17 protein-coding genes are annotated in these 17196 nt (G+C 55.8%); 10 read left to right on the forward strand and 7 right to left on the reverse strand.

The annotated features are described in order from the left end of the window. Positions 1-227 precede the first annotated feature (227 nt). Positions 228-1199: a sensor domain-containing diguanylate cyclase gene (locus BBA90_RS05110; protein ID WP_065648214.1), complete on the forward strand. Its 972-nt coding sequence runs from the start codon at positions 228-230 to the stop codon at positions 1197-1199. Positions 1200-1323: 124 nt separating this feature from the next. Beyond that, positions 1324-2148 carry an alpha/beta fold hydrolase gene (locus tag BBA90_RS05115; RefSeq protein WP_065648215.1) on the forward strand — a complete coding sequence of 275 codons (825 nt, stop codon included), beginning with the start codon at positions 1324-1326 and terminating at the stop codon, positions 2146-2148. Positions 2149-2196: 48 nt separating this feature from the next. On the opposite strand, the gene treF is transcribed toward BBA90_RS05115, so the two are convergent. Next, positions 2197-3855: an alpha,alpha-trehalase TreF gene (gene treF, locus BBA90_RS05120; protein ID WP_065648368.1), complete on the reverse strand. Its 1659-nt coding sequence runs from the start codon at positions 3853-3855 to the stop codon at positions 2197-2199. 835 nt (positions 3856-4690) lie between these two features. Here treF and BBA90_RS05125 point away from each other — a divergent pair. The 4 genes from BBA90_RS05125 (at position 4691) to BBA90_RS05140 (ending at position 8350) form a co-directional block, all read left to right on the forward strand. Further along, the gene (locus tag BBA90_RS05125; protein WP_039380115.1) at positions 4691-6115 is read left to right on the forward strand and encodes a cytochrome ubiquinol oxidase subunit I; all 1425 of its coding nucleotides are present in this window, start codon (positions 4691-4693) and stop codon (positions 6113-6115) included. After that, the gene (cydB, locus tag BBA90_RS05130) at positions 6116-7120 is read left to right on the forward strand and encodes a cytochrome d ubiquinol oxidase subunit II (protein ID WP_039380114.1); all 1005 of its coding nucleotides are present in this window, start codon (positions 6116-6118) and stop codon (positions 7118-7120) included. It begins immediately after the preceding gene. Positions 7121-7142: 22 nt separating this feature from the next. Further along, a complete protein-coding gene (locus BBA90_RS05135) occupies positions 7143-7289 on the forward strand; it encodes a DUF2474 domain-containing protein (RefSeq protein ID WP_369826793.1) in 147 nt (48 codons plus the stop codon). Between the two features lie 194 nt (positions 7290-7483). Further along, positions 7484-8350: a helix-turn-helix domain-containing protein gene (locus BBA90_RS05140; protein ID WP_065648216.1), complete on the forward strand. Its 867-nt coding sequence runs from the start codon at positions 7484-7486 to the stop codon at positions 8348-8350. Between the two features lie 202 nt (positions 8351-8552). On the opposite strand, the gene BBA90_RS19290 is transcribed toward BBA90_RS05140, so the two are convergent. Then, positions 8553-8795 carry a hypothetical protein gene (locus BBA90_RS19290; protein ID WP_167350662.1) on the reverse strand — a complete coding sequence of 81 codons (243 nt, stop codon included), beginning with the start codon at positions 8793-8795 and terminating at the stop codon, positions 8553-8555. Between the two features lie 113 nt (positions 8796-8908). Here BBA90_RS19290 and BBA90_RS05150 point away from each other — a divergent pair, with 113 nt between their 5' ends. Next, positions 8909-9700: a siderophore-interacting protein gene (locus BBA90_RS05150; protein WP_065648218.1), complete on the forward strand. Its 792-nt coding sequence runs from the start codon at positions 8909-8911 to the stop codon at positions 9698-9700. 40 nt (positions 9701-9740) lie between these two features. On the opposite strand, the gene BBA90_RS05155 is transcribed toward BBA90_RS05150, so the two are convergent. Beyond that, complete coding sequence (locus tag BBA90_RS05155) at positions 9741-10022, reverse strand: SelT/SelW/SelH family protein (RefSeq protein WP_065648219.1); 282 nt, start codon at positions 10020-10022, stop codon at positions 9741-9743. Then, a complete protein-coding gene (locus BBA90_RS05160) occupies positions 10015-11016 on the reverse strand; it encodes an MDR family oxidoreductase (RefSeq protein WP_065648220.1) in 1002 nt (333 codons plus the stop codon). Before BBA90_RS05160 ends, BBA90_RS05155 begins: the two co-directional genes overlap by 8 nt. 161 nt (positions 11017-11177) lie before the next feature. Between BBA90_RS05160 and BBA90_RS05165 the strand changes: the two genes are divergently transcribed. Further along, positions 11178-13325, forward strand: a complete 2148-nt coding sequence (locus tag BBA90_RS05165; RefSeq protein WP_065648221.1) for an ornithine decarboxylase — start codon at positions 11178-11180, stop codon at positions 13323-13325. A 47-nt stretch (positions 13326-13372) separates the two neighbouring features. On the opposite strand, the gene mltC is transcribed toward BBA90_RS05165, so the two are convergent. From mltC to mutY, 3 genes are read right to left on the reverse strand one after another with little or no spacing between them, the layout of a single operon-like run. Continuing rightward, entirely contained in the window at positions 13373-14452 is a 1080-nt protein-coding gene (mltC, locus tag BBA90_RS05170) for a membrane-bound lytic murein transglycosylase MltC (protein WP_065648222.1), read from the reverse strand. Between the two features lie 54 nt (positions 14453-14506). Next, complete coding sequence (locus tag BBA90_RS05175) at positions 14507-14779, reverse strand: oxidative damage protection protein (protein ID WP_039380106.1); 273 nt, start codon at positions 14777-14779, stop codon at positions 14507-14509. After that, complete coding sequence (gene mutY, locus BBA90_RS05180; protein ID WP_065648223.1) at positions 14779-15864, reverse strand: A/G-specific adenine glycosylase; 1086 nt, start codon at positions 15862-15864, stop codon at positions 14779-14781. Before mutY ends, BBA90_RS05175 begins: the two co-directional genes overlap by 1 nt. A 154-nt stretch (positions 15865-16018) precedes the next feature. On the opposite strand from mutY, the gene trmB reads away from it, so the two are divergent. Next, the gene (gene trmB / locus BBA90_RS05185) at positions 16019-16738 is read left to right on the forward strand and encodes a tRNA (guanosine(46)-N7)-methyltransferase TrmB (RefSeq protein ID WP_065648224.1); all 720 of its coding nucleotides are present in this window, start codon (positions 16019-16021) and stop codon (positions 16736-16738) included. Next, a complete protein-coding gene (locus BBA90_RS05190; protein WP_065648225.1) occupies positions 16738-17064 on the forward strand; it encodes a YggL family protein in 327 nt (108 codons plus the stop codon). The genes trmB and BBA90_RS05190 overlap by 1 nt, the downstream gene beginning before the upstream one ends. The last annotated feature ends 132 nt before the right edge of the window (positions 17065-17196 follow it).

The following is a 17196-nucleotide window of genomic DNA, read 5'->3' on the forward strand; positions in this document are numbered from 1 at the left end:
CCCCGCGCTGCTAAGCGCATAGCCCCCGCGCTGCTCAGCGCTATTCTCTCTGCCCCGCGCTGCCGCGCCCCTCTCCAGCAGACAAAGCAAACTGAAAACCGGCCAATAATGCGCCATTACTCCTGCGGTTGGGACAATTTTCCGAAACTCGTCGGCTTTTCACCTGTTCTGTTTACAGGAAATTCAGGACAGGCAAAATAGCGTTTATTTTCTCACCATAATTGACTATGTCTGAAGAAGCCCTGCGTCAGCAGATCCAGAACCTGAAAAAACACAACGCGCGCCTGAAGCGTATTGCGCATGATGCGCGCAATAAACTCAGCGCCGCGCTGGATGGCACCGGACTCTGCCTGTGGCAGCTGGATATTCCCAGCGGCAAACTGGTGATTTTCAACCGGCGCTGGGGGGCAATGCTCGGCTTTCAGCCTAAGGAAACAAAAGCGCGCTTTGAGGCCTGGCGGGAATGTCTGCATCCGGAGGATGCCGATGAGGTGCTGCGGGCGTTTTACGATCATATCGAAGGGCGGGCGCCGTGGTATGAGGCGCTGCACCGCATGATTGGGAAAGATGGCAAAATCACCTGGGTGCTGGACCGCGGTCGCGTCAGCGACTGGGATGAGGCGGGTAATCCGCTGCGTGTGACCGGTACGCATATCGATATGACCAAAGAGAAAAATTATGAGGCCCAGCTTGCGCTGCTGGCGCATCACGATCCGCTGACCGGCCTGGCCAATCGCCATGCGCTCTCTGTTCAGTTTACGCAGATGCAGGCCGAAGGGCCGCTCTGCGTGGCGTTCATTGATCTGGACAACTTCAAGCACGTCAATGATACGCTCGGTCATCGCAGCGGTGATGAAGTGCTGATCCAGCTCAGCCAGCGAATGCTGGATTGTCTGCCGCCTGTGGTGCTGGCGGGCAGGCTCGGCGGTGATGAGTTTGTGCTGCTGATGCCGTTTCTGATCGAGTATCCCAAAGTGCGGCTTCTGGCGCAGGCCGTGCTGGAGGCAGCGCTGCAGCCGTTTGATGTGGACAACGGCCTCGCACAGATTGGCGCCTCAATCGGGGTGGCACCGGTACGGGCAAAAGAGAGTTTTGATGATGCGCTGAAGCGGGCCGATGAGGTGATGTATCAGGTGAAGCGCAACGGAAAGCAGGGCATCAGGCTTGCTGCCTCCGGGCAGGAGAGACGCGACATTTAATCATTAAACGCTTCCGCTGCGATCCCTGTCCGCTTAAAGCGTCTAAACTTGCCTGTGGATACTGTTACGGCGCCCTCCCGCCGGCAGTAAAACGGCCTGTTATCGACCACGCACGGAGAATGATATGAGCACCTTTCAGACTAAAGATGGCGTTACGCTCTGGTTTAAAGACTGGGGCAGCGGCCAGCCAGTGCTGTTCAGCCACGGCTGGCCGCTGGATGCAGATATGTGGGACAGCCAGCTTAACTTTCTGGCGGAGCGGGGCTATCGCGTTATCGCATTTGACCGTCGCGGTTTTGGCCGCTCAGAGCAGCCGTGGGAAGGGTACAACTATGATACCTTCGCTGATGATATCCATGATCTGATTGAACATCTTCAGCTGGAAGAGATTACGCTGGTAGGGTTTTCAATGGGCGGGGGCGATGTCACGCGCTACATTGGCCGCTACGGCAGCGCGAAAGTAAAATCGCTGGTGCTGCTGGGTGCCGTGACGCCGGTATTCGGCAGAAAAGCGGATCACCCGGAAGGGCCGGAACAGGCGGTATTTGATGATATCCGGGCGGGATTACGTCAGGACCGCGCACAATTCATCAGCGATTTTGCCACGCCGTTTTATGGCCTGAATGCCGGACAGCAGGTATCAGACGGGGTGCTGACCCAGACGCTCAATATTGCACTGCTCGCTTCGCTGAAAGGCACTATCGACTGCGTTACCGCGTTTGCAGAAACGGACTTCCGGGATGATATCGCTAAGGTCGATGTGCCCACGCTGGTGATCCACGGCAGCAACGATCAGGTCGTACCCTTTGAGGCGACGGGCAAGCTGGCGCATGAGATGATTAAAGATTCGCAGCTCAAAGTGTATGACAACGCACCGCACGGCTTTGCTGTCACCCATCAGGATCAGCTGAACGCCGATCTGCTCGCCTTTCTGCAGCAGCAGAAATAAAAAAAGGTCGCCTGCGGGCGACCTTCTTCTGAACGGCATGGCAGGACGTTAATCTGCCAGCAGATGACCATACATTGACAGCAGGCGACGCGTAACGCCGTTGGTCCAGCCGAAACCATCCTGCAGCGGATATTCACCACCGCCGCCCGGACGCGCCCGATCGCCACTGATATCATATTTCTCTACCAGCTTGTGATGCAGCGAATAGAAGTTTTTCACCGTGGTCAGCCAGTTCACCGCAATTTCTGTTGCCAGCGTCTCTTCGCCGTAATGATTCAAACCTACCACGGCCATCCACTGCAGCGGTGCCCAGGCGTTAGGCGCATCCCACTGCTCGCCGCTTTCAACCATAGACGTCAGCAGCCCGCCCTGTGTCAGCAGCAGCTGGCGCAGCGCAATCGCCTGCAAATGCGCCTGCTCAGGTGAGGCCAGGCCGAGGAACAGCGGCACGACTGCAGCTGCAGTAAATGCGCCAAACCGCTCATTGCGCCAGTCGTAATCGCGATAGACGCCTGCGGTGGTATCCCACAGATAACGGTTAATTGCCTGCTTGCGCGCATCCGCTTTTTTCTGCCACGCCAGTGCCGTCAGCTCTTCACCCCGGGCGTGCGATAGCGTCGAGATCATCAGTTCCAGTTTGTAGAGAAACGCATTGAGATCGACCGGGATAAACTGCGTAGTACGGATACTCGCCAGCCGCTGCGGATCGCGCAGCCAGCGCGAAGAGTAATCCCAGCCGGATGCAGCACCGGCGCGCAGATCGCGGTAAACCTCATTAGCCGGACGGCTCGACTTGCTGGCCGTCTCCACATCTTCCATCCAGGATTCATCACGCGGCGTATCACGATCGTCCCAGTAGCGGTTGAGCAGCGAGCCATCAGGCATGCGCACAACGTGACGATAAGCCTGATGCGGCATCAGCTCACCTGCACCATCCATCCAGAACTGATACTCTTTCATCAGCTGGTCAAGGTAGCGTTTTGCACCGCGAATGCCATCCTCTTCAAACAGCTCCACCATCAGAGCAAATACCGGTGGCTGCGAGCGGCTGAGATAGTAGGTGCGATTCCCGTTAGGAATATGACCGTAGTTATCAATCAGCCAGGCAAAGTTGTCCGCCATATGACGCAGCAGATCGTCACGTCCGGCATCCGCCAGCCCCAGCATGCTGAAATAGGAGTCCCAGTAGTAGGTTTCACCAAAGCGGCCACCGGGCACGACATACGGTTTGGGCAGCGGCAGCAGTGAAGAGTGCGGCATATGCTGCTGAGGCATTTTAGTCAGCACCGGCCACAAATCATCGATATGCTCTGTCAGCGTTTTATCCGGATTAGAGACATAAAAGCTCTCATTTACCTGCGGCAGATAAAAATGTTCATGAATGAACTTTTCCAGATCGAGATCGCCTGCGCGCTTACGACGACGATAGCGGATAAGAATATCCAGCGGATCGAATTTAGGCGCGCAGTCAGGAAACGTTTTGCTGTCAGCAAAAATATGCGATGTCTGAACATGCTCAAACATTTCCAGATAGCGATCGGCAGGTGTCAGCGCATCCGGTGCCGGCAGTCCCTGAATCAGCTCAGGTTCTGGCTCCGAATCTTCTGCGCCTTCACGTACAAACTCATGAGGATCGTATTGATACTCCAGATCAGCATGGGCTTCGTGTTCCCCGAACACATGGCGTGGCTGGTGGTTAGTATTAATAACGGCCTCCTGAAATTCCTGGTTGCTCAAAAGACAAATTATAGAGGGTTCGCGGTGGCAGACAACAATGCGAAATATCTATGAACGTAATAAATATTGTCGATGGATCGCCATTTTTACCTTTTTTGCAATATTAACAACGGCCTGTATTTAAAGATATTTAAGGTGTTTCTTAAATATACCTTCAGAAAGTGCACCGGATTAATCTGCAAATAAGAAAATCGCCAATTTCATGCGCCGCTTGCTCGTTTTTCTTGATCAATTTATGCGATTTTTTTCCGCTTCCGGCAGTAAAATAGCGATGCTTTAGCCGTCCGGATGCCTGTGCGTCTGTGAGCTGTCAAAACAAGTCGCGGCGGGAGATGCTGTACAACATGAGCAAAGGGTGAGAACAGTCGTTATTAATTACCTTTCGTTATAACAGGATTTTTTTTAATTTTAATTTAACTAAAAATCTGGCGTGCAATAATTTTTACACTGCGCTGGTGCCTACATCAGACTGCCGTTTTGGTTGTTACCTTAATTAACAATTAAATGAACTGCTTAAACAAGTATTGCCTTTTTTAACCGCTAATATTAATAACAACATTGTCACAATAGAGCAGGATAATTAACCTTAACTCAGTGATTTTAAACAGATAGTTTCTCGCAAAAACAATGATCTTAATCAAGATTTACTGGTATAGTTTTATTCACCCCTTCTTTTCCGTTTGTTCCTGCCGGGTTCCTTACATTTGGCGGGAATCGATGACGGCGTAGCAGAAATTATTCTGCACGCCATCTTTGTTAATAATAAGTAAAAATTCCGCGTAATTTTGTGGCAATGAGGTAAGCAATGTTTGGATTAGATGCTTTTCATCTGGCCAGGATACAGTTCGCGTTTACTGTCTCCTTCCATATTATCTTCCCGGCCATCACTATCGGGCTTGCCAGCTTTCTGGCGGTGCTTGAGGGGATGTGGCTGAAAACCCGTAATGAAACCTACCGCGATCTCTATCACTTCTGGTCGAAAGTGTTTGCGGTGAACTTCGGCATGGGGGTGGTCTCGGGTCTGGTTATGGCCTATCAGTTTGGGACCAACTGGAGCGGGTTCTCACAGTTTGCCGGGAGTATTACCGGTCCGCTGCTGACCTACGAGGTGCTGACTGCCTTCTTCCTTGAGGCGGGCTTCCTCGGCGTGATGCTGTTTGGCTGGAACCGCGTCGGACCGGGCCTGCACTTCTTCGCCACCTGTATGGTCGCGTTGGGTACGCTGATCTCCACGTTCTGGATCCTGGCATCAAACAGCTGGATGCATACGCCGCAGGGCTACATCATCCAGAATGGCATTGTGGTGCCGGAAGACTGGTTCAAAATTGTCTTTAACCCCTCATTCCCTTATCGCCTGTTCCATATGTCGGTTGCGGCATTCCTCGCCAGCGCCTTCTTTGTGGGCGCGTCCGGGGCATGGCATCTGCTGCGCGGCAATGACAATCCGGCAATCCGCAAGATGTTCTCCATGGCGCTGTGGATGGCGCTGATTGTTGCTCCGATTCAGGCGATGATTGGCGATGCGCACGGTTTGAATACGCTGGAGCATCAGCCGGCAAAAATTGCCGCCATTGAAGGACACTGGGAAAACCCGCCGGGTGAAGCCACGCCGCTGATCCTGTTTGGTATTCCGGATATGGAAGAGGAGCGTACAAAATATGCGCTGGAAATCCCTTATCTCGGCAGCCTGATCCTGACGCACAGTCTTGATAAACAGGTTCCGGCACTGAAAACCTTCCCGAAAGAAGATCGGCCTAATTCGCTGGTGATCTTCTGGTCGTTCCGCGTCATGGTGGCGATGGGGCTGCTGATGATCACGCTCGGCGTGTTCAGCCTGTGGCTGCGCTATAAACAGCGTCTCTACAGCTCACGGCCGTTCCTGTGGTTTGCGCTGCTGATGGGACCCTCGGGCCTGATCGCGATTCTTGCTGGCTGGTTCACCACTGAAATCGGACGTCAGCCGTGGGTGGTTTACGGCGTGCAGCGCACAATTGATGCGGTCTCAGCACACGGCGACCTGCATATGAGTATCAGCCTGCTGGCCTTTATCCTGGTCTACTCCTCAGTGTTTGGCGTGGGCTATGTCTATATGATGCGCCTGATCAAAAAAGGTCCGCACACCGGTGAAGGGAAAGATGTCCGTCACGGTGGTCCGGGTCAGGATAAGACGCCAGCGCGCCCGCTCTCTGCTGCACATGAGAGCCTGGATGCTTCGCAGGAGGGTAAATAAATGATCGATTTTTCCGTTATCTGGTTCGCCATCATCGTCTTTGCGACGCTGATGTATATCGTGATGGATGGCTTCGACCTGGGCATCGGTATTCTGTTTCCGTTTAACAAAGATGCCGTTGAGCGCGACATGATGGTGAACACCGTGGCGCCGGTCTGGGATGGTAATGAAACCTGGCTGGTGCTGGGTGGCGCAGGGCTGTATGGCGCCTTTCCGCTCGCCTATGCGGTGATTGCTGACGCACTGGCTATCCCGCTGACGGCAATGCTGATCGGCCTGATTTTCCGCGGTGTGGCGTTTGAGTTTCGCTTCAAGGCGACCGAAGAGCATCGTGCATTCTGGGATAAATCGTTTATTGCCGGCTCGCTGCTGGCGACCTTCAGCCAGGGCGTGGCGGTGGGTGCGATGATCAACGGTTTCCCGGTTAAGGGACGTGAGTTTGCCGGTTCAGCTCTGGACTGGCTGGCCCCGTTCCCGCTGTTCTGCGGCGTGGGTCTGGTGGTGGCCTATGCGCTGCTGGGCTGCACCTGGCTTATCATGAAAACCGAAAACGAACTGCACCGTAAAATGTCTGCGCTGGCTACGCCGCTGGTGATTGCGCTGCTGGTGATCGTCGGCATTATCAGCCTGTGGACACCGTTTGCTCATGAAGCGATATCGCAGCGCTGGTTTACCCGGCCAAACCTGTTCTGGTTCCTGCCGGTTCCGGTACTGGTTCTGCTCTGCTCGTGGGGCATTATGCGCGCCATCAAACGCGAGGCGCACTACTCGCCGTTCCTGCTGACGCTGGCGCTGATTTTCCTCGGCTTCTCTGGCCTGGGCATTAGCGTCTGGCCGAACATTATTCCGCCGTCCGTAACCATCTGGGAAGCCGCATCGCCACCGCAGAGCCAGGCCTTTATGCTGGTTGGTAGCCTGCTGATTATTCCGATGATCCTGGGCTACACCTTCTGGAGCTACTATGTGTTCCGCGGAAAAATCAAAGCTGATGCAGGATACCATTGAGATGCAAACGGAGGTCAGCAACATGAAACAGCACACTGAACACAAAGCGCCGCTCTGGAAACGGGTGATGTGGCTGGTGATCATCTATGGTGCAAGCGTGCTGGCACTTGGCGTGGTGGCATCTCTGTTTCGTATGATGATGACCGCGGCAGGTATGCGCTCGCATTAATATCTGGCTGTCACAGAGCGGCACGGTACAGCGTGCCGCTCGCATTACATCAAAAAAAGTTAGTAACCTAAGCAATTAGTGCGCCGCCCTGACCGGATCCTTTACTCTTCCTTACGTTTGTTAGGCGATTTTGTTATATTTATGTGACAAATAACGCATTAATACGCGCTTTCCTGACTCATTCAATTAGAACCATGCTTAGTCTGAACCTGAAAAAGCAGTATATCTCTGACCTGGTTGACTGGATTGAAGCCAACCTGACAGATGAGCTTAATATCGATCTTATCACCCTGAAATCAGGCTATTCCAAATGGCATATGCAGCGTATGTTCAAGGAGATGACCGGCCAGACGCTGGCCTCCTATACGCGCAAGCGCCGCCTGACCTTATCTGCTATGGCGCTTCGCTTAACCAGCATGCCGCTGATCGACATCGCCGTGCGTTTTGGCTTCGACAATCAGCAAAATTTCACCCGCGTGTTCAAAAGCCATTTTTCGCTGACGCCTGGCGCTTATCGGCGTATTCCGGAAATGCGCATGAAAGCATTTCACAGCCGTATTTCTGCGCCGCGTCCGTGGGTCAAAACACGGCTGGCCGAAAAGCCGGAAATTCGTCTGAGCGGGGAAGTGGTGGAGTGGGAGTGCCGCTTTGGTGAATATATTGACCATCATAATCATATCGTGGCGCAGTATACACGCGACTTCATCGCCTTTGCCGGCCAGCACGCCACGCGCGGCTGGCTCGGTTTCCAGTTCAGTCCGGGCGTCAGCTCGCTCGATCAGCAGCATATCAGTCTGTTTCAGGCGCTCGAGAGTGAACACGCTGCTGTTTTACCGCAGCACGTGCAGAACTGGACCGGCGAGAGCGGGCTCTATGCAGAGATCGACTGGCATGGCGCACCGGAAGAGATCAACGCCTTTACCGCTGAGATTTATTACAACCATCTGCCGGCACTCGGTGTGGCGCGCCGGCCCGGTAAAGATCTGCTCAGGCTCGATTTGAAATACAGTACGCCACAATTGCTTCAGGGCACCTTTCATATTCCGGTTGCACTGGAATAAACAGCAAATTGTGCGGTGAAATGTGACAAACCGCACAATTTTATAAACCCTGCGCCGGTAGCGGCGTAAAATTCTGCTCCGAAGCCCGGGCTGCCGCGTTACGCGCGGGTAGCACAGCATCAGGCTGGATAACGCTCTGCATTCCCGATCCGCTCCGGATCTTTAAATGAAACCCTAAATTATCATGCGACTTTTACCGGTGTTACTTTCCGCGATGCTTGCCGTTTTTTCCTCGCTGGCACACGCACAGATGGCTGAACCCTTTTCGCCCCCCGATGGCCTGCATCCGCACCAGCAGCGCTGCGCTCAGCAGGAAATTGTGGGTGATAATGCATTGCCTCAGTATGAAAACAGTGAGAATGCTCCACTCTGCTGCAGCGATCTGCACGTCTGACATCTTCCGCCCGTCGTTCTCTGCTGAAGCGGCAACCGCATTTTTCGACATTGTGTCCGGGCGCGGTCACCGCTATCGTTTCGCCACGTAATGAGAATTATTTACATTAAATAAGCGTGGCGGCGCGAGCAGAGCGTGTTTCAGCCGCTGCCGGGAGAAGTGAAGTGTCACAGAAAAACAGTCGTGCACCACAGCGCGTGCGTAATGAACTGCGCTTTCGTCATCTGACGGTAGCCAGCAAAATCCAGGTCGCCGGCGTGTTCTGGCGCATTGTGTTTACCGGAGCCGATCTGGCAGGCTTCCATTCACCCTCGTTTGACGATCATATCAAACTGTTTTTTCCGCCCGAACCGGGCTGTGACTTCGCACTGCCGCAGATGGGAGAAGAGGGCATTATCTGGCCTGAGGGCGTTCGCCCCGCCGCGCGCGACTACACGCCGCTGGCGTTTAACGGTATTGATTCGCTGACGCTGGATTTCTATATGCATGATGATGGCGTGGCGAGTGGCTGGGCAGCGGCGGCTAAGCCTGGCGATCGGATTGCGATGGGCGGACCGCGCGGTTCCTGCATCATGCCGGCGGATTACGCCTGTCAGGTGTATGTCTGCGATGAAACCGGCCTGCCTGCTTTTAAGCGGCGTTACGCCGGGCTGCAGGCGCAGCGCGTTCATCTGATGGCGTTTACGGATGCCGCTACCGGACACAGCTATCTGGGAGAGATGGAAGGGGTGACCGCTCACTGGCTGGGCAGCAACCGTATGGCAACTACCACGCCGGCGCAGCTGACAGCCGAACTGGCCGCCATCGATTTTACCGGGGGTGACTATTTTGTCTGGCTGACCGGGGAAGGAAACGCAGTGAAGCAGCTCAGCGACTATTTTACGCAGCAGCGCGGCGTGCATACGGATTTCATTCGCGCTGTCGCCTACTGGCATCAGAAATCACCTGAGAAGTAAGCCACGGCAGACGCATCGCCTGCCGGCAGACAGGGACGCGCTAACGCCGCCTGTCTGCATGGCCCAGCGAGCGATCCGGCCAGCAGTAGTCGCGTACGCGCTGTTTTAGCGTAACCGCATCCGGAAAGCCGCCGTCGCGTTTGCGCTCCCAGATAACCTGACCATCCACGCTAATCTCGAAGACGCCGCCGGTGCCGGGCTGCAGCGTGACCGCGCTGAGATCGTCGCTGAAGGTCTGCAGCAGCTCCTGAGCCATCCACGCTGAACGCAGCATCCAGTTGCACTGGGTGCAGTAGTGCAGGGTAATCGCGGGCTTAGACATCGTTAACTCCCTGACGGCAATCCACTATCAGCCGGCCGCGCACGTTGCCCGCCAGCAGCTGTTCGGCACCCGCCTGCGCTTCGCTTAGCGGGATGATGCGGGTTATCTGCTGCAGCAGCGCGCTGTCGGCCTGTTCTGCCAGTCGCTGCCATACCTGCTGACGCAGCGGCTGCGGACACATAACGCTATCGATTCCGGCCAGCGTGACGCCGCGCAGAATAAACGGTGCCACGCTGCCCGGCAGATCCAGCCCCTGCGCCATTCCGCACGCGGCTACCACACCGTCGCGGCGCATCCCTGCCAGCACGTTGGCCAGCGTGTGGCTGCCCACGGTATCAATGGCGGCGGCCCAGCGCTCTTTTGCCAGCGGTTTACCCGGTTCGCTGAGTTCAGCACGATCGATTACCGCCGTGGCGCCCAGCGTATTGCACAGGTAGTCGCGCTCAGCCGCGCGTCCGCTGGCGGCGACCACTTCATATCCCTGGCGTGCCAGCAGGCTCACCGCAAAACTGCCCACGCCGCCGCTGGCGCCTGTCACCAGCACCGGGCCGTGCTGCGGGGTGATGCCCTGTTTTTCCAGCGCCATCACACAGAGCATTGCGGTGAATCCGGCCGTGCCTATCGCCATTGTCTGCTGCGGGCTCAGCGCATCCGGTACGCTGACCAGCCAGTCGCCTGAGACGCTGGCTTTCTGCGCCAGTCCGCCCCAGTGCTTTTCACCCACGCCCCAGCCGGTCAGCAGCGCCAGATCGTTCTGCTGCCAGGCCGGATGGCGGCTGTGGGTAACACGGCCAACAAAGTCGATGCCTGGTACCATAGGAAACTGGCGTACGACAGGCCCTTTATTACAGATGGCGAGCGCATCTTTGTAATTCAGTGTGGAGTAGCTGATATCAAGAATAACATCTTGATCGGGAAGCTGTTGCTCGGAGAGATCCTGCAGAGAGGTGCGGTACCCCTGCGTATCATTTTCAATGACTAATGCTTTGAACATGCCGCCTCCGGCGATGGGAAGTGTGTAGCCAATAGTACCCCTGATTGTGAGCAGCAGCAAAAAATGCCATTATCGCGACCGGCGGGTGCCCTGCACCGGTCACGCTGTTCCTTCCTGTGCCACTGGCACCCACTCATCCTGTTATGCCGGGGATTTGAGTTATGAACCCATTGAAAATTGCCGCCAGCGTGGCGATTGCACCAGGCCTGAGCCTGAATACCACCCGCGATGTTGTGACGCTCGACGCTACTGACTTTACCGACGTTGCCGCGGTTGTGCTCTCGCTGGCGGATACGCGCAGCGGCGTACTGATGCTGCTGCGTCAGACCGGATTTAATCTGCCGGTGTTTGTGGCTAACGCGTTTGATACCGCGGTGCTGGATCTGCCTGGCGTAACCGGCGAAATCAACGGCGCTCCTGAAGAGTGGCAGGCGCTGGAGCAGGCTGCGCGGGAGTATGAAGCGGCTCTGCTGCCGCCTTTCTTTGATACCCTGACGCGCTACGTCGATATGCAGAACAGCACCTTTGCCTGCCCGGGCCATCAGGGCGGCGCGTTTTTCCGTCGTCATCCCGCCGGACGGCAGTTTTATGACTTTTATGGTGAAAACCTGTTCCGCTCTGATATGTGTAATGCAGACGTCCGGCTGGGCGATCTGCTGATCCATGAAGGCTCGGCAAAGGACGCGCAAAAGTTTGCTGCCCGCGTCTTTAACGCCGACAAAACCTATTTTGTGCTGAACGGGACATCAAGCGCCAATAAAGTCGTCACCAATGCGCTGCTGACGCGCGGTGATCTGGTTCTGTTCGATCGCAACAACCATAAATCCAATCATCACGGCGCGCTGCTGCAGGCGGGTGCCACACCGGTCTATCTGGAGGCGGCGCGTAATCCGTTTGGCCTGATTGGCGGCATCGACGCGCACTGTTTTGATGAGGATTACCTGCGGGCAGAGATCGCACAGGTTGCCCCCGATCGCGCCCGCCAGGCGCGGCCATTCCGGCTGGCGATTATCCAGCTCGGCACCTATGACGGGACGGTGTATAACGCGCGTCAGGTGGTGGACCGCATCGGCCATCTGTGTGACTACATTCTGTTTGACTCCGCGTGGCTCGGCTATGAGCAGTTTATTCCGCTGATGGCGGCGGGTTCACCGCTGACGCTGACCCTGACGGAAGAGGATCCGGGAATTTTTGTCACCCAGTCGGTGCACAAACAGCTGGCGGGCTTTTCCCAGACCTCGCAGATCCATAAAAAGGATAATCATATCCGTGGTCAGCGGCGCTTTTGTCCGCACAAGCGGCTGAACAATGCGTTTATGCTGCACGCTTCAACCAGCCCGTTTTATCCGCTGTTTGCTGCGCTGGATATCAACGCGCGTATGCACCAGGGCGAGGCGGGGCGCAGCCTGTGGCACGACTGCGTCATACAGGGCATTGAGGCGCGTAAAGCGATCCTGCAGCGCTGCACCCTGATCAAACCGTTTCTGCCTGCTCAGGTACATGGCGCGCCGTGGCAGCAGGCAGACAGTGCCGCTATCGCCCGCGATCCGGCTTACTTCAGCTTTGAACCCGACGCGGAGTGGCACGGCTTCAGCGGCTATGCGCCAGGTCAGTATCAGATTGACCCCTGTAAGCTGCTGCTCACTACACCGGGTATCGACGCAGGCAGCGGCGCATACAGCGACTTTGGCATTCCGGCTACCATACTGGCGAACTATCTGCGTGAAAACGGCATTGTGCCGGAGAAGTGCGATCTGAACTCCATTCTGTTCCTGCTGACGCCGGCAGAGAGTGCGGAGAAGATGTCGCATCTGGTGGCGATGCTGGAGCAGTTTGAACAGCAGGTGCGCGAAGATGCGCCGCTGGCGGAAGTGCTGCCGAGCCTGTATCGCAAGCATGCGGAGCGCTATCGCGGCTATACGCTGCGCCGCCTCTGTCAGGAGATGCACGATCTCTACGTCAGTTTTGCCGTTAAAGATCTGCAGAAAGCGATGTTCCGCGCTGACTGTTTCCCGCCGGTAGCGGTCAATCCGCAGGATGCACATCAGGCTTATATCCGTGGTGACGTGGAACTGGTGCCGGTCGCGGAAGCGGAAGGACGCATCGCGGCGGAAGGCGCCTTACCTTATCCTCCGGGCGTGCTGTGTGTCGTGCCTGGCGAGGTGTGGGGCGGGGCGGTACAGCGCTACTTCCTGGCGCTGGAAGCGGGGATCAACCAGCTGCCGGGCTTTTCACCGGAGCTGCAGGGTGTTTATATTGCGGAAGAGAGCAGCGGCTATAAGCGGCTGGTGGCGAATATGCTGGCGTAAGCGTATCGCGCCCTGACCCAATCGGGCAGGGCGCGACGATCCGGCACTTAATAGCGGTGATAGCTGCGCTGCGCCTGGTTAACTTTGTAGAGATAACGGCGCGACTCGGCGGAGGGATGACTGGTGGTCAGCGTCTGATAGACATCGGCTGGCGACATGCCGTTGATCCGCGAGAATGCACGATCTTTATCGCTGGAGAAGACGCGCAGTACGCTGCCGGCTCCCCCGTTATACGCGGTGATCACCGCATAACGGCGCGACGTGGGATCCTGAATGCCGCCCAGATAGCTTTTCTGCAGCAGCGACAGATAAGCCGTACCGGCATCGATGTTGTTTTCCGGGTCCAGCAGATAACTGCGGCTCGGCTTGCCCCATTTACCTTTCATGCGGAAGACATCAACGCCGGCAGTATGCTGCACCACCTGCATCAGCCCCAGCGCATCAGCGTGGCTGACCGCATAGGGGTTAAAGCTCGACTCAGTCTGCATAATCGCCAGAATCAGTGAGGCATCGACACCATACTGCTCAGCAGATTTGCGTACCATCGGCAGATATTTATGCGCACGCTTGTCGAGATGGTTTGGCACCATAGGAATGGTTACCGACCAGATCACATGCAGCCCGGCGGTGCGTTTTTGCAGTTTATTCTGGATCAGGTAGTCCGCAAAGCTGGCGGCGCGCCCCTGCCAGCGAATGGGCTGACCGGTATTATCCAGCACCTGGCCATACAGCAGCGGCTCTTTACTGATCTTAATATCGTTGGCGTCAGAGTAGAGATCGACATTACCCGGATCGTCGCCGATCAGCAGGGTGGTGACGATCGCCTGACGCAGACTGGCCATGGGATCGGTACCGGAGATGGTCTCAATCGTGATACTACCTTTGTCGAAGTTAATGTGACTGCGGGTGTAGTAGCTGTCACTGTACTTCACATAATCTTTCGGCCCGGCGATGAGGACTTCATTAATGCCCCAGATATTTTCAATATTGGCGGCAAACTGCCCCATCAGAATGTCAAAGCCGTTGGTATCTTTCACCCACTCTTCGTGATACTGCGATTTTTTTTGTCCGGAGCAGGAGATCAATAGCGGCGCGATCGCCAGCAGGGCTATCAGTTTTTTATTCATCGTGAATCTGTGCCTGACTCAAAAAAGCGGGCCTCAAAGGAAGGCCCGGAACGGTTATTTTTCTGGCGGGGTAAAACCTTCGATATGCACATCTTTGCCTTCAAACAGGAAATTGACCATCTCCTTTTCCAGCACTTTGCGATCTTCCGGATTCATCATGTTGAGCTTTTTCTCGTTGATCAACATGGTCTGTTTCGACATCCACTGCTGCCAGGCTTCTTTAGAAATCTCATTATAGATGCGCTTGCCCAGCTCACCGGGATAGAGCTGAAAATCCTGGCCCTCAGCGTCACGCTGCAGATAGGTACAAAAAATAGTGCGGCTCATTACTCTTCCTCTTTAATCGCGCGCGATGACAGTGACAGTTGCTGCGGATGGCGTAATTCATGCAGTAAACGCTCTACCGGGGCAGCAAGGCCCACTGACGGTGGTTGCGCTAAGTTATACCAGAGACCGCCAGCTTCATCCATCAGCGACCCGGCGGATGGCCCTGCCAGCCACATAGGCACAATATCCAGATGGAAATGGCTGAAGGTATGGCGAAATGCGGTGAGCGGCTGCGGATCGCCGGTGATACCGTGCTGTGTCAGCCACTCCCGCAGTGCATCCTCGCTGGAAAACTGGGGAAAGCAGTAAAGACCGCCCCACAATCCCACAGGCGGACGCTGCGCCAGCCAGACGTTATCGCCATCCTGCATCAGCAAAAACCAGCCGCTGCGTACCGGCAGAGTGACTTTGGGCTTTTTGCCCGGATAGTCAGCCCAGCTCTGGCTGGCATACGCTTCACAGCCGCTATTAAGCGGGCAGATTTCACACTTTGGTCGCGAGCGGGTGCAGACCAGCGCGCCGAGATCCATCATCGCCTGATTAAACTGGCTGACACCCTGCGCTGGCGTCACTGCTTCGCTAATCTGCCACAGCTGCTTTTCGACCTCTTTTTTGCCAGGCCAGCCACCGATTGCGTAACAGCGCGCCAGCACGCGTTTGACGTTGCCATCCAGAATCGGAAAATGCAGGCCAAGCGACAGTGAAAGGATCGCCCCGGCGGTCGAGCGACCCACGCCCGGCAGAGCAGCAATTGCCGTGAAGTCCGGCGGGAACTCACTGCCGTGCTGATCCACGACCTGTTTAGCCGCTTTATGCAGGTTGCGCGCCCGCGCATAGTAGCCGAGGCCGGTCCAGAGATGCAGCACTTCATCCAGCGGCGCGGCAGCAAGATCGCGCACGGTGGGAAAACGTGCCATAAAACGGTCAAAATAGGGGATTACCGTGGCAACCTGCGTCTGCTGCAGCATGACCTCTGAAAGCCACACTTTGTAGGGCGTCTTTTCCAGCTGCCACGGCAGCGTTTTACGGCCAAAGCGGTCATACCACTTCAGCACCTGTTGCGCGAATTGCGACGCCTGCATCATATGAAGGAAATTTTCCGTGTTTACTCTACAATCAGGCAGGAATTGCAGCACAGAGCGTCAGGGGTGTAAACCGGAAGATTGCAAAGGCTTGCTTCTGACCTTTAACTTTGCATAATGCCCGTTTCCCCGAACAGGCTAACCAGCAGGCTTCAACATGATAAATGACGTCATCACTCCGGAATTTGATGAAAACGGGCGGCCACTGCGCCGTATCCGCAGCTTCGTACGCCGCCAGGGGCGGTTAACGAAAGGTCAACAGCTCGCGCTGGATCAATACTGGCCGGTGATGGGCGTGGAGTATCAGCCCGCGCCGCTGGACATGACCGCGCTGTTCGGGCGCGACGCACCGCTGGTGCTGGAGATCGGTTTTGGTATGGGCGCCTCACTGGTGACCATGGCGCAAAACAACCCGCAGCAGAATTTCCTGGGCATTGAAGTGCATGCGCCAGGCGTGGGTGCCTGCCTGGCATCGGCAAAAGAAGCGGGCGTAGAGAATCTGCGGGTCATGTGTCATGACGCGGTAGAAGTGCTGGAGCATATGATCCCGGATAACTCCCTGCGCATGGTGCAGCTTTTCTTCCCCGATCCGTGGCATAAAGCGCGTCACAATAAACGTCGTATTGTGCAGGCGCCGTTTGCTGAGCTGGTTCAGCGCAAGCTGAAGCTCGGCGGCGTATTCCATATGGCCACCGACTGGGAAGATTACGCTACTCATATGCTGGAAGTCATGAACAGCGTGGCGGGTTACGTTAATCAGTCAGCCACCCAGGATTACGTGCCGCGTCCTGAGACGCGTCCGTTGACTAAATTTGAGCAGCGCGGGCAGCGACTGGGCCATGGCGTGTGGGATTTGATGTTTGAGAGGGTAAAATAATGGCCGTACAGCGTAGTCGTCGTTTACGTAAGAAACTGCATATTGATGAGTTTCAGGAGCTGGGTTTCTCCGTAGCATGGCGTTTTGCCGACGGAACCACTGAAGAGCAGATTGATGCCACGCTGGATCAGTTTATCACTGAGGTGATCGATCCAAACGGTCTGGCCTATGACGGCAGCGGCTATCTGGTGTGGGAAGGTCTGGTCTGCATGCAGCAGACCGGAAAGTGCACCGATGAGCACCGTGAGCAGGTGCGCAAGTGGCTGGAAGGGCGTGAATTGTCTGATATCCAGATAACGGAACTCTTCGACGTCTGGTGGGACTAAGCTGTAGTGCGACATGCGGGTGCGCATTTCTGCGCACCCTGTACTGCACTGCGCCAGGGGCGCATTAATGCGCCCCCTGTGATGTAATGCGCCCCCTGCGATGTAATGTGCCGCCGGGTCGCCATTGGAACA

It is taken from the genome of Pantoea eucrina (assembly GCF_001691555.1).
Lineage (GTDB): Bacteria > Pseudomonadota > Gammaproteobacteria > Enterobacterales > Enterobacteriaceae > Pantoea > Pantoea borealis.